13 protein-coding genes are annotated in these 12,639 nt (G+C 73.1%); 6 read left to right on the forward strand and 7 right to left on the reverse strand.

What is annotated here, in order from left to right; genetic code table 11:
- Positions 1 to 39: 39 nt before the first annotated feature.
- Positions 40 to 438: an ATP-binding protein gene (locus tag WA762_RS31605; protein ID WP_335940572.1), complete on the forward strand. Its 399-nt coding sequence runs from the start codon at positions 40 to 42 to the stop codon at positions 436 to 438.
- Positions 439 to 610: 172 nt separating this feature from the next.
- Here the strand turns inward: WA762_RS31605 and dapC are convergent, their stop codons facing one another.
- Together dapC and fdxA are read right to left on the reverse strand one after the other, a co-directional pair.
- Positions 611 to 1,711, reverse strand: coding sequence for a succinyldiaminopimelate transaminase (gene dapC / locus WA762_RS31610; protein WP_335940574.1), 1,101 nt, complete (start codon positions 1,709 to 1,711; stop codon positions 611 to 613).
- 182 nt (positions 1,712 to 1,893) lie between these two features.
- Positions 1,894 to 2,214: a ferredoxin gene (gene fdxA, locus WA762_RS31615; RefSeq protein WP_018956287.1), complete on the reverse strand. Its 321-nt coding sequence runs from the start codon at positions 2,212 to 2,214 to the stop codon at positions 1,894 to 1,896.
- A gap of 117 nt (positions 2,215 to 2,331) precedes the next feature.
- Between fdxA and WA762_RS31620 the strand changes: the two genes are divergently transcribed.
- From WA762_RS31620 to WA762_RS31630, 3 genes are all read left to right on the forward strand, one after another.
- Entirely contained in the window at positions 2,332 to 3,444 is a 1,113-nt protein-coding gene (locus tag WA762_RS31620) for a GNAT family N-acetyltransferase (protein ID WP_335940578.1), read from the forward strand.
- A gap of 16 nt (positions 3,445 to 3,460) precedes the next feature.
- Entirely contained in the window at positions 3,461 to 4,327 is an 867-nt protein-coding gene (locus WA762_RS31625) for a transglutaminase-like domain-containing protein (protein WP_335940580.1), read from the forward strand.
- Between the two features lie 245 nt (positions 4,328 to 4,572).
- Positions 4,573 to 5,346 (forward strand): alpha/beta fold hydrolase, encoded by a 774-nt coding sequence (locus WA762_RS31630; protein WP_335940582.1) that lies wholly within the window; start codon positions 4,573 to 4,575, stop codon positions 5,344 to 5,346.
- A 606-nt stretch (positions 5,347 to 5,952) separates the two neighbouring features.
- Here WA762_RS31630 and WA762_RS31635 read toward each other — a convergent pair.
- Positions 5,953 to 6,927 (reverse strand): hypothetical protein, encoded by a 975-nt coding sequence (locus tag WA762_RS31635; RefSeq protein WP_335940583.1) that lies wholly within the window; start codon positions 6,925 to 6,927, stop codon positions 5,953 to 5,955.
- Positions 6,928 to 7,297: 370 nt separating this feature from the next.
- Here WA762_RS31635 and WA762_RS31640 point away from each other — a divergent pair, with 370 nt between their 5' ends.
- Positions 7,298 to 8,023, forward strand: a complete 726-nt coding sequence (locus WA762_RS31640; RefSeq protein WP_335940586.1) for a class F sortase — start codon at positions 7,298 to 7,300, stop codon at positions 8,021 to 8,023.
- A 130-nt stretch (positions 8,024 to 8,153) separates the two neighbouring features.
- Here WA762_RS31640 and WA762_RS31645 read toward each other — a convergent pair whose 3' ends face one another.
- Together WA762_RS31645 and WA762_RS31650 are read right to left on the reverse strand one after the other, a co-directional pair.
- A complete protein-coding gene (locus WA762_RS31645; RefSeq protein WP_335940588.1) occupies positions 8,154 to 8,456 on the reverse strand; it encodes a DUF397 domain-containing protein in 303 nt (100 codons plus the stop codon).
- Positions 8,443 to 9,267, reverse strand: a complete 825-nt coding sequence (locus WA762_RS31650) for a helix-turn-helix domain-containing protein (protein WP_335940590.1) — start codon at positions 9,265 to 9,267, stop codon at positions 8,443 to 8,445. The genes WA762_RS31645 and WA762_RS31650 overlap by 14 nt, the downstream gene beginning before the upstream one ends.
- A gap of 284 nt (positions 9,268 to 9,551) precedes the next feature.
- Between WA762_RS31650 and WA762_RS31655 the strand changes: the two genes are divergently transcribed.
- Positions 9,552 to 10,583: a hypothetical protein gene (locus tag WA762_RS31655; RefSeq protein WP_335940592.1), complete on the forward strand. Its 1,032-nt coding sequence runs from the start codon at positions 9,552 to 9,554 to the stop codon at positions 10,581 to 10,583.
- A gap of 140 nt (positions 10,584 to 10,723) precedes the next feature.
- Here the strand turns inward: WA762_RS31655 and WA762_RS31660 are convergent, their stop codons facing one another.
- Both WA762_RS31660 and WA762_RS31665 read right to left on the reverse strand, forming a co-directional pair.
- Positions 10,724 to 10,945: a hypothetical protein gene (locus WA762_RS31660; protein WP_335940594.1), complete on the reverse strand. Its 222-nt coding sequence runs from the start codon at positions 10,943 to 10,945 to the stop codon at positions 10,724 to 10,726.
- A gap of 874 nt (positions 10,946 to 11,819) precedes the next feature.
- The gene (locus WA762_RS31665) at positions 11,820 to 12,461 is read right to left on the reverse strand and encodes a response regulator transcription factor (protein ID WP_335940596.1); all 642 of its coding nucleotides are present in this window, start codon (positions 12,459 to 12,461) and stop codon (positions 11,820 to 11,822) included.
- Positions 12,462 to 12,639 lie beyond the last annotated feature (178 nt).

Below are 12,639 nucleotides of genomic sequence, written 5' to 3' on the forward strand. Positions count from 1 at the left end.
ACGGACAGGCAGATTCCTCATCCCGTCGTAAGGAGCATCATGTCCCTCCCCCTGACCCGCCGCATCACCCGTGCCGCCCTGCTGCTCGCCGCGGGCGCGGCCCCCGTGGTCGGCGCGGCCGGAGCCGCGAGTGCCGCCCCGCTCCCGCAGACGCCGGAGCTCGGCGGTCTGACCTCCGTCGACGGCTCCGGTCTCGGCAAGACGGTCGACGGCGTGTCCAAGCAGGGCACCAAGGCGGCGGGCGAGACCGGCGGCAGGCTCGTCGGGACGACGCTCCCGGCCGCGGGCAAGACCGTCGGCAAGGCGCAGTCCGAGACCGTCCCGACCGTGCAGAAGACCGCCGGGGGCGCCGCGGGCAACGCGGGCAAGGTCCTCGGCGACACCGCGGGTGCCGCGACCAAGGGCGGCCTGCCCACCCGGGGCCTGCCGATCGGCTGATCCGGTCCCGGGCCGCCCCCTCCTCGCGCACGCGGGGCCGCAGGAGCCGCCGTCCCTGTGGGTACGCCTCCTCACACACGCGAGGGGCCGCGGGAGCCACCCCTGTGGGTGCGCCTCCCGTGGCCCCTCGCGTGCCCCGGCTCCTCGCGTTCCCCGGCCGCCGGGCCCTCCGTCAGCCGTCGGTCAGGCGCTTGACCGCGGCGGCCACCCGCTCGTCCGTGGCCGTGAACGCCACCCGTACGAAGCGGTCGCCGGCCGGGCCGTAGAAGTCCCCCGGCGCGACCAGGATGCCGAGCTCCGCCAGATGGGCCACGGTGTCCCAGCAGGGTTCGTCCCGCGTCGCCCACAGGTAGAGGCTCGCCTCGCTGTGCTCGATCCGGAAGCCGTGGGACTCCAGTGCCTCGCGCAGGGCGGCCCGCCGTCGCGCGTACCGGGCGCGCTGCTCCGCGACGTGCGCGTCGTCGCCCAGGGCCGCGGCCGCCGCCGCCTGGACCGGGGCCGGCGTCATCATCCCGCCGTGCTTGCGGATCAGCAGCAGCTCCCCGAGCACGGACGCGTCGCCCGCGATGAAGGCGGCACGGTACCCGGCCAGGTTGGAGCGCTTGGAGAGCGAGTGGACGGCGACCACGCCGTCGTACGTGCCGCCGCAGACGTCCGGGTGCAGCACGGAGACGGGCTCCGCGTCCCAGCCCAGCTCCAGGTAGCACTCGTCGCTGAAGACCAGGACGCCGTGCTCGCGCGCCCAGGCGACGATCCGGATCAGCTCGTCCTTGGCCAGGACGCGGCCGGTCGGGTTGGACGGCGAGTTGAGCCAGAGGAGCTTGAGACCGGCCGGGTCCAGCTCGGTGGGGTCGTCGTAGACCACGGGCTCGGCCCCGCAGAGCCGGGCGCCCACCTCGTACGTCGGGTACGCCAGGCGCGGGTGGGCGACCTTGTCGCCCGGGCCGAGTCCGAGCTGGGTGGGCAGCCAGGCCACCAGCTCCTTGGAGCCGACGACCGGCAGCACGTTCTCGTGCGCGACCCCGGCCGCGCCGAGCCGCCGCTCCACCCAGCCGGTGATCGCGTCACGCAGTGCGGCGGTCCCCCAGACCGTGGGATAGCCGGGGCTGTCCGCGGCGGCGACGAGGGCCCCCTGGATCAGCTCGGGCACCGGGTCGACGGGGGTGCCGACCGACAGGTCGACGATGCCGTCCGGGTGGGCGGCGGCCGTCGTCTTGTGCGGCACGAGCCTGTCCCAGGGGAAGACCGGGAGACGGGAGGAGACTGCGGACACGGATCTCTGCTTTCTCGTACGGGTGGACGGGCGGCGTCATTCGACGGCGCGGGGCCGACGACAGGCGCGGGGCCGGCCGGGGGCCGCCCGGACCACCGGGGGCCGCCGGTGCGCGAAAACGCCTCGGTCCCGCACGGTGACGAGCCGTACGGGACCGGGGCGACGCACGTGCGGCCCGCCGATTACTGGTTCTGCGGCGGCAGCGCGGCGATGAACGCGTGGTCGCGCTCGATCAGGCCCAGCTTGGAGGCACCACCCGGCGACCCGAGGTCGTCGAAGAACTCGACGTTCGCCTTGTAGTAGTCCTTCCACTCCTCCGGGGTGTCGTCCTCGTAGAAGATGGCCTCGACCGGGCACACCGGCTCACAGGCTCCGCAGTCGACACATTCGTCCGGGTGGATGTACAAGGACCGCTGGCCCTCGTAGATGCAGTCGACGGGGCACTCTTCGATGCAGGCCTTGTCCTTCACGTCGACACAAGGCTGCGCGATGACGTAGGTCACGCTGTCGTTCCTCCTCGGTAGGGCGTTGGCTCTCGCGCGGGAGCGCGGCGTCGTCGATGCCCACCCCTAGTATCTCCGTTCCCGGGCACGAACCGAACAGGAGGGGCGGACAGAGCTGTGGAATTCACCATCGGCGGACGACTCACCGTCCGAATTGCACCGACTGACGTGGGCAAACGGGTATCAGTCCGACGTGCGTCCGGGCATGGCCCGCGGGAGGCGGGCTTCAGCGACACGGTCGGCGTTCTCACATCGTGGGAACACGGTGTGCTGTCGATCACAACGCGGCGCGGGGAGTCCGTCCGCATCCCGGAGTCGGAACTGGTGGCGGGCAAGGTCGTGCCCGCCGCCCCGGCCCGGCGGCGCGGGGTGCCCGCGGTCGCCTTCGAGGAGCTCGCCCGAGTCTGCGCCCGATCCTGGCCCCCGGTGGAGAGCGAGGCCCTGGGCGACTGGCGGCTGCGGGCCGCGCGCGGGTTCACCCGGCGCGCCAATTCCGTGCTGCCGCTCGGCGATCCCGGCGTGCCGCTCGACGAGGCGCTCCGGCGCGTCCAGCGGTGGTACGGGGAGCGCGGGCTGCCCGCGTATCTCCAGGTCGCGACCGGCGCGGAGGGCACGCAGGAGCGGCTCTGCGCGGAGCTGGAGGAGCGCGGCTGGCGGCGCGAGGTGACGACGGAGGTACGGGTCGCGGCGCTGGCCCCGATCGGCGACCTGGACGCCGATGTGGCGCGGGTGCGGCTGAGCCGGGACCTCGATCCCGCGTGGCTCTCCCGCTACCAGCGCTTCGAGACCCCGGGGGCGCACGTCCTGGAGGTGCTGCGGGGCGGCCCCTCGGTGTGGTTCGCCTCCGTGCCGGCCGAGGGCGCGCCCGGGGGCGGTGAGGCCGGTGACGCCGACGAGGGCGCGGGGGCCGGTGGAAGCGCGGAGGCCGGCGGGGCCGGAGACGCGGCCGGCGGGGGCTCGGACGCGGCCGCCGCCCGGGCACCCGCGGCGATCGGGCGGTGCGTGGTGGACGGGCGGTGGGCCGGGTTCATGGCCGTCGAGGTGGACCCCGCGCACCGCCGCCGGGGCCTCGCCACCGCCGTGATGACCGCGCTCGCCCGCCGGGCCCTGGAGGAGGGCGCGTCGGCGGCGTGGCTCCAGGTGGAGGAGGACAACGAGGCGGCGCGGGCGCTGTACGACGCCATGGGGTTCGCGGTCCATCACCGGTACCACCACTTCCGGTCGGCGTGAGGGGGCGTGGTGTCCGATGAACGCTGACCGGCCCGGGCGGCAGGGCCGCCCGGAGCGCCCGGACCGCGAGGAGCTGTACCGGCGGTTCGCCGCCGAGGCGCGCGCCGAGCGGCCGGACCTGGCGCAGCTGTGCCTGCTGCTGGCCGCGGTGGCCGACCCGGCCCTGGGCGAGGACGGGATCGACGCGGCGCAGATCGAGCTGGACGAGCTGGCCGGCCGGCTTCCGTACGGGCTGCGGGGCGGCCGGGCGTGGGCCTCGGCGCTGGCCGGGCTGCTCGGCGAGCGGTGCGGTTTCGCGGGTTCCTCGGCGGACTACCGGCGGCTGGAGTCGTCGCTGCTCCATGAGGTGCTGCGCCGACGGCGCGGGCTGCCGATCCTGCTGTCGGTGGTGTGGATCGAGGTGGCCCGGCGGGCGGGCGCCCCGGTGTACGGGGTGGCCCTGCCGGGGCATTTCGTGGTCGGGTTCGGTGACCCGTCGGAACGGGTGCTGGTCGATCCCTTCGAGGGCGGCCGCCCGATGACGGAACGGGACGCCGGGCTGCTGGTGGCCGGGACGACGGGGGCGCCGCTGGAGGAGTCGATGCTGGAGCCCGCCCGGCCGCTGGAGATCGTGCTGCGGATCCTGAACAACGTCAGGGCGTGGGCGGCGGCCCGTCCGGAGCACACGGACGTGGCGCTGTGGGCGGTGGACCTCGCGCTGCGGCTGCCCTCGCACCCGGCCAGGCTGCGCTACGAGCGGGCGCAGCTGCTGGTGCAGAGCGGACAGTTCCTCCGCGGGGCGGCGGAGATGGAGGAGTACGCGGACGTGGTGGCCCGGATCGAGCCGGAGGCGGCCGAGGAAATCCGCCAACGCGCCCGCTCGGCACGGGCGTTGCTGAACTGAGGGCTGTCCCGTAATCCCTGGCGGGCGCGCGGGGGCCTGGCCGTCCGGCGAGGCGGCCATGAGCCGGGCGGGGGCGTCGTGGACACAGCCCTATGCCGCTGGACGCCGGCCCCTGCGGCAGTGACGTGCCCGCGCGTACGACGGTGGCATGCCCGCTCGTGCGACGGTGGCATGCCCGCTCGTGCGGCCGTACGGCTACGCTCGTCCGGCACCACCGACCCCGACCACAGGAGAGAGAGCAGGCTGTGCGCACCGCCACCGTGACGGCCGAGGGCGACCGGATCCGCTGGGTCGAACTGCCGGGCCGGGAGCCGTCCCGCGTCTACGTGCACGGTTTGGGCGCGACATCGCCCGCCTACTTCGCCGAGGTCGCGGTCCATCCGCTGCTGGCCGGTCACCGTTCGCTGCTGATCGACCTGCTCGGGCACGGCATCAGCGACCGGCCGACGGATTTCGACTACACGTTGGAGTCGCACGCCGACGCCCTCGCCGCGGCGCTCGTCTCCGCGAACGTCACCGGCGCCGAGCTGATCGCGCACAGCATGGGCGGCTCCGTGGCCATCGTCCTGGCCGCCCGTCACCCCCGTCTGGTCTCCCGCCTGGTCCTGGTCGACGCCAATCTCGACCCGATCCCGCCGGTCCCCGGCGCGAGCGGCAGCAGCGGCATCGCCGCGTACTCCGAGCGGGAGTTCTCGGCGGGCGGCTGGGCGGAGGTCCGCGACCGGGTCGGTCCGCACTGGTGGTCCACCATGCGCCTCGCCGGGCGGGAAGCCCTCCACCGCAGCGCCGTCCACCTCGTCCGCGGGACCGTTCCCACCCTGCGCGAGCTGCTGCTGAGCCTGAAGATCCCCCGCGCCTACCTGCTGCCCGAGGCCGACGGCCCGCTCCCGGGCGCCGACGCGCTCAGGGACGCCGGGGTGTCCGTCGTCGCGGTCCCGGACTGCGGCCACAACATCATGCTGGACAATCCGGAAGCCTTCGTACGCGCCACCGCGGCGGCGCTCACGGACCAGGACTGAGCGGACCAGGACTGAAACGGACCGGGGCCTGACGAACCCGGGGCCTGACGAACCTGGGGCCGGGCGGCCCGGGGCCCGACGAACCGGGGTCACGCGAGCCCGGGGCTCGACGGGCCGAAGCCACGTGGGCCCGTACGCACACCCGTTCGCCTCGCCCTGGACCACATCGGGGTGGCCGAAGACAAGTAACCCGGCGTCGGCGCGTCTCTCCGCCTCTTGTACGCCGCACGGTGGATTCGCGGGCGGTCCGGGGCGGACGGCCGGTGCGACCGCCTCGGGCGGTACGCGCGCACCGGGCGCCAGGCACATCGAGAGCGCCCGCCAACCACCGTTCCCCCAGGCGGAGTTCAGGACCGGCGCGGGGTCGTCCGGGATCGCCTCGGGCCGACCGGACGACAGCGCCGGAACCTCGGCAAACGGGTGGAAGGTCGCCGTTCAAACCTCGCGACGCCTCGCATGCGATCCAACGGGTGATTATCAGCGCCGCGCCACCCGATGAGCCCACGGCGTAGCTCGAATGCGGCGCTCCCCGATGGCGCGCCATCGCATTCCGGCTGACGGTGGATCATGTCGCCACTGCTCCACATCGAGTCGACACCCCGTCACTCATCGCAGTCGCGGCGGAAGGAATGTGTTCAGATGCGCTCTGCCCGCACACTGTTCGCTTCGGCCGCTGTCACAGCGGTCCTCGCCATCACCGGTCCCTCCGCGTACGCCATGGTCGCGGCCGGGGACTCGGCACAGAGCATCGGCTCGTCGCCCTCGCGCGACGACGAGCACGGAGGGTACGGATCCGACCGCGGCGGTCGCGGCGACGAAGGCGGTCGCGGCGGTTACGGCCGTGGCGGCGACGAAGGCGGTCGCGGCGGCTACGAAGGCGACGACGACTACGGACGCGGCGGCGACGGCGGCCGCGACGAGGGCCGCCCGCACGGCGGCGTCCACACCGGCGGCGGCTTCATGGCCGGCGTCGTCGCGAACGACCACGAGGGCGGTCGTGACGAAGGCGGTCGCGGCGGCCACGGCGGTCGTGACGAAGGCGGTCGCGGCGGCCACGGCGGTCGTGACGAGGGCGGCCGCGGCGGTGGTCGCGACGAGGGCGGCCGCGGGGGCGGTCGCGGGGACAAGCCCCACGGCGGCATGCACACGGGCGGCGGCTTCATGGCCCGGGTGACCGCCGGGGACGAGGGCGGCCGGGGCGGCGGCTACGGCGGCCGCGACGAAGGCGGTCGCGGCGGTTACGGCCGTGGCGGCGACGAAGGCGGTCGCGGCGGTTACGGCCGTGGCGGCGACGAAGGCGGCGACGACTACGGACGCGGCGGCGACGGCGGCCGCGACGAGGGCCGCCCGCACGGCGGCGTCCACACCGGCGGCGGCTTCATGGCCACGGCCTTCACCAGCGACGACGACTACGGGCGCGGCGGCGACCGGGGTCGTGACGAGGGTGGCCGCGACGGCGGTCGTGACGAGGGCGGCCGCGGCGGGGACCGTGACGAAGGCGGCCGCGGCGGGGACCGTGGCGGCGACGAAGAAGGCGGTCGCGGCGGCGACGAAGGCGGTCGCCCGCACGGCGGGATGCACACCGGTGGCGGTGGAACGGCGATGACCGGCAGCAGCCTGGCCGCCGGCTCGGCGCTGCTGCTCGGCGGCCTCGGCATCGGCGCGTACAAGCTGCGCCGCCGCTCGACGGGTGGCGCGGTCGCCTGACGGTTTCCCCGCCAGGCAGCCCGTCACAACGCACCACAACCCGTCGCAGCCCGTCATCCGTGACCAGTAACCCACTCAACCGGTCGTCAACGTTGTCGCGGTCGTCGTCCCCCGGGGGCGACGACCGCGGCGGCTGCGTTTCCGCCCCGCCCGTCCAGCCCCTCTCGCCCATCCCCCTCTCGCCCGTCCCCGCTCACCCCACACACCGCACCCCCCACCCCGCACCAGTGAAAGGCACGCTCCCATGGCCGCCCCGCAGCCACCCGGCTCCAGCTCCGACCGCAAGGCCCGCCCCTCCAGACCGCGCCCCACCCTGCTGCTGCCCGCGCTGGCGGCCGGTCTCGGCGTGATCCTGATCTACAACTCCTTCGGCAACGCGGCCGACAGCACGGCGACGCAGCCGCCCCCACCCGCGATGGCTCCCGCCATGCCCGCCGCCCCCGACGAGGTGCTGGGCTCGCACGCGCCGCCCCGCCCCGCGCCCCCGGCCCAGGGCCCGTCGATGCTGCGGTCCGTCCCGACGCGACTGCGGATCCCCACCCTCGCCGTCAACGCGCCCTTCACCGACCTGGCCATCGGCGCGGACGGCCGGCTGAACCCGCCGCCCGCGAACAACAGCAACCTGGTCGGCTGGTTCAAGGACGGCGTCACGCCCGGCGAGCGCGGAACCGCCATCGTGGCGGGCCATGTCGACACGAAGACCGGCCCGGCCGTCTTCCTCCAGCTCCAGTTCCTCAAGCCGGGCGCAACGGTCGACATCACCCGTGCCGACGGTTCGGTGGCCACGTTCAAGGTCGACTCCGTCGAGAGGTTCAAGAAGTCGAACTTCCCGGACGACCGGGTCTACGCCGACACCCCGTCCGCCCAACTGCGCCTGATCACCTGCGGCGGCGCGTACAACAAGACCGCCAAGGACTACGAGGACAACGTGGTGGCCTTCGCCCACCTCGAATCGTCCAAGAAGGGCTGACGGCCACGGGCCCTCGACCGACTCCCCCCGGCCCGGCCGCGTACGCCCCGGAATGGCGTACGAGGACCGGGCGGGGGGGCCTTGCGTACGGCGGCAGTTGAGACCGCCGCCGTACCTCACATCGTCGTCGTCAGTGCCGCAGACCGCCGCCGTCGCCCCTGACCGCCGCGACGAAGGGCGTCCACGCCGAAGCCGAGAAGACGACAGCCGGACCCTGCGGGTTCTTGCTGTCGCGCACAGGGACACAGGCAGCACAGGCATCGTTCACCTCAAGGCAGTCACCGCTGCTGCCGCCGCTGTACGAAGACTTGCGCCAGACCGCGAACGCCTCGCTGACCTCCAGGCACGAACCGCCGCTGGCACCGCTGTAACTGGACTTGCGCCACGCGGGCAGGGACGAGGCATCTCGGACGACGTACTCACTGCGCTTCATGCTCGTATTCCTCCGCGACCGACCGGATGAAAGCCAGGGACTTGCGGTGCGAGAGCGCGTCCCCCAGTGCGTGATCGTAGGCCACCTGACAGTCACGCACTACCGACGGAATCTCCCAGACTTTGCCCGTCATGAGCCCCTCCGCGTACGCCACCGGCGGCAGATCCTTGAACCACATCAGGGAAACCATGCCCTCCAACAGCGCGTGATGGCCGACCGCGAACGGCAGGACATGCAGCCGGATTCGTCGGCTCTCCCCCACCTCCACGAGGTGACGCAACTGCTCCGCCATCACGGCGGGACCACCGATCGGACGCCGCAGCACCGCCTCGTCGAGCAGCACCCACACCACGGGCGAACCGAAGGTGTCGAGAATGCGGGCCCGTTCGAGCCGCGAGGCCAGCAGCTCGTCCCGCTTCTCGTCGCTCTTGGTGGGGAAGCCGGAGCTGAGCACCTCGTACGCGTACGGCTCGGTCTGAAGAATCCCGGGCACCAACTTGGGCTCGTAGAACCGGATCACCGTCGCCTTCTGCTCCAACTCGGAGGCCTCCTCGAAGTGTTCGGCGACCTTGCGACCGTCCAGCATGGGCAGGAAACGTTCGAAGATGCCGCCCGTTCCCAGCACTTCGTCCAGCCGCTGCGCGTCCTCCAGCGCGGGCCGGCGCCGCCCCTTCTCCATGTGCGAGATGTGCGACGCGGTCAGGATCGCGCGGCGGCTCAGCTCCTCCTGCGTCAACCCGGCGGCTTCTCTGCGGATGCGCAGCTCCTTGCCGTACGAGACTCGCGTCACGGGATTGTCCTCGATCGCCATCGCCAACTCCCTTGCGTGCGGAACGCGTCGCCTCTCGGACCCAGGGCGAGCGTAACCACAAGAAGCTCACCCTGTGACGCGAATCACCTACATAGAGTGAATGGCGCGGTAAACGGCGACGCCGCCCGGGCCGAACGCCTACGGAGGGAACGTCAGGCATCAGCGAAGTGACGATGCGTGCCCGGTCGTTGCTGTACGGTGACCAACAAAGCGGCCCCCATCGCTGGTTGCAGCCGGCGACGAGGGCCTTCACCGTCAGTGCTTAAACCCAAGGAGCACCAGCGATGCTTCGGCATGTTATCGCGCCTGTTCGTTTCTTCTCACAGATCTCCAACGAGATCCTGCGCCATCCCCGGCTGTCGTCCGACGCGGCGCGCATCCTCACCTGGCAGCTCTCCCTCCCCCAGGACGCCGACGAGTCCCTCTCCCGCACGGCCGAACGCGCCGGAATCAAGAAGGCCGCCTTCAACCGCGCCAAGTCCCAGCTCAAGGAGGAGGGTTACGTCCATGAGTGGCGGCAGCAGGGGCTGCGCGGATTATGGACCACCGTGCAACTGGTGTCGTCCGTGCCGCTGACCGCCGAGGAGGCCGCCACCGTGCGCGACGGGCGTCCGACGGCCGTCTGTCCGGCCGCCGGTCAGCCGAGGGGTCCGGTCGCCGGACGTCATCCCGGAAAGACCCCCGAAGGGAACACCTCCACCCCTCCCCCGCCCTTTCCCCCGGCTCCGATCCCGGCCGTCGAGGCGACGCCGGGAGCGGAAGCGACACCGGACGCCGAGGCGGCGGCACAGGAACAGTCACAGGAACAGCCGCAGACGCAGTCTCAGCCGCAACCGCAGCCACAGACGGCGCGCGAAACCAGCGACGAGGCAAGGGAGTTGCTCGACGGCATCACCGCCCTCGACCCCCGGCTGACCGTCCCCCGGGGGATGCTCCCGCAACTCGTCACGCTCGTCTCCCAATGGCTGACCCTCGGCCACACCGTCGACGACGTGCGCGCGGAGATCGGGCGCAGCCTGCCGGGGCGGAGCCAGGCCATCCACCGCCCCGGCGGCCTCCTGCGCTACGTGCTCCGCGAGCCGAGGCCCGTCCCCCTGCCCGCCCCGCACCGGACTCCACCCCGAGTGACCCGGATGCGGGAATGCGCCGGGGCACACGTGCAGCCCCGCCTCTTCGCCCCGGCGGGCGACGAGGAGTTGTGCGCCGCGTGCCGCCAGGGCGGGACGCCTGAACGGGACCGGTACACGGCGTCCACGGCGCGCGGCGCGGCGGCCGTACGCGCGGGACTGTCCGAGCGGCCCGCCCTCCGGCGCTGACCGGGACGGCCGACGCGAGGACGAGCCGACCCAGGGAACTGGGCTCCGCCCGGCGGATCATGTGACTCTCGCCTTCCATGGCACCGTCACCGCAGCAGCGATCCGCTGGTGACTCCGGCCGTGATCCGCCGGAACAGTGCCTAGAACGGGATCTGGCAGGAGACCCACACGCGAACCGGCACGTCGACGGCGCTCGGGTTGTTGAACCGCTGGATGGCCTCGCCGGGCCGGATGATGTTGCTGGAGGTGACGACTTCCGGGTTCGCGGCCGGGTCGAGCGGTTCGCCGCCCACCGCCGCCGTGCCCTCGAAGAACGGGCACTGCGGAGCCACGACCTCGTACTGGGTCGCCCCCGCGGGCACCACGGCGATGGTCTCGAAGTACTCGTACCGCGGCGGGAAGATCGGTCCGGGCGGCCCTTCCGGACCCTGGGGCCCTTCCGGACCCTGGGGACCCTGCGGCCCGACGGGACCGGTCTCGCCCGGCGTCCCGGCAGGTCCCTGCGGCCCTTCCGGACCCTGCGGCCCGACAGGACCGGTCTCACCCGGCGTTCCGGCGGGTCCGGCGGGCCCCTCGGCCCCGGCCTCGCCCTGCGGCCCGGCAGGTCCGGCAGGTCCGGCGGGCCCGGCGGGTCCCTCGGCTCCCGGCGTGCCCGGGTCCCCCTTCTCGCCCTGCGGACCTTCAGGCCCTGCAGGCCCGGCAGGCCCGGCGGGTCCAGCAGGTCCGGCAGGCCCTTCGGGTCCGGGAGGTCCGGGAGGCCCAGGGGGGCCGGGCTTGCTGTGGGAGCAGTCGGGTTCGGGCCCGTGGCCCCGGAAGTACTTGCCGATGACCTTGTGGCCGTGGTCCTCGCAGCCGTCAGGTCCCCCGGCGCCCTCCCCGGGCCCGCCGGTCCTGGGTGAGTCGGCCCGCGACGGACCCGGTACGGCGGTCGCCGCCTGGGCCGTCGCCGTGAACCCGGCCAGCAGGCAGGGCAGGGCGACGCCCACGACGAGCGCCCCTCTCGCGCGTCCGGACGCGCCCGGTCTCCAGTGCCATGTCATATACCAGCAGCTCCTTCTCATGAGTGGTGAGGCGAGCGTCAGGTGACGCGACATCAGAAGAACATGAGAAAGATCCCGATATGAGCAGCTTGTTCGCTTTACAGCTGCTTAGCACTCTTTGAGACCATGTGACGATGGGCCGACGAGACCACGCGGCCGACGGACCCCCGCCCGGCCCTCCCCTCTGAGCCGGCGCTCAGAGCCAGCCCTTCTCCCGGGCGATGCGGACCGCCTCCGCGCGGTTGCGGGCGGCCAGCTTCTGGATCGCCATGGAGAGGTAGTTGCGTACCGTCCCCTGCGAGAGGTGGAGCGCGGAAGCGATCTCCGCGTTGGTGGATCCGTCCGCCGCCGTGCGCAGCACATCGCGTTCACGGTCGGTGAGCGGGTTCGCCCCGTCCGCGAGCGCCGCCGCCGCGAGGGCGGGGTCGATGACCCGTTCCCCGGCCAGCACCTTCCGTACCGCCGAGGCGAGTTGGGCGGCCGGGGCGTCCTTCACCAGGAAGGCGTCCGCGCCCGACTCCATCGCCCGGCGCAGATAGCCGGGGCGGCCGAAGGTGGTGACGACGACGACCTTCACGTCCGGGAGTTCACGACGCAGCACCGCCGCCGCGTCGATGCCGGTCATCCCGGGCATCTCGATGTCCAGGAGCGCCACGTCGACGTGGTGCTCGCGGGCCGCGGACAGCACCTCGTCGCCCCGGGCGACCTGGGCCACCACCTCGATGTCCGGTTCCAGGCCCAGGAGCGCGGCGAGCGCCTCGCGCACCATGGACTGGTCCTCGGCGAGGAGGAGTCTCACGCACCTCGCCGACTGCTCGTCCTGCGGTGTATCCGTCACGGCACAAGCGTACGGACCGCGCCCCACCCGACTCCGAGGAGACCGGACGCCGGTCATATGGGTGAACGGACGGCCGGAGGCACAGGCCATGGGTCTGATCGCTGACCGCTCTGGCCCTTTCTTCGACAGCAGCCCGAGCAGATAGGCGCGGGCACTCGCCCTCGGCTCAACTCTGCCG

Source organism: Streptomyces tyrfis (assembly GCF_037034285.1).
Taxonomy (GTDB): domain Bacteria; phylum Actinomycetota; class Actinomycetes; order Streptomycetales; family Streptomycetaceae; genus Streptomyces.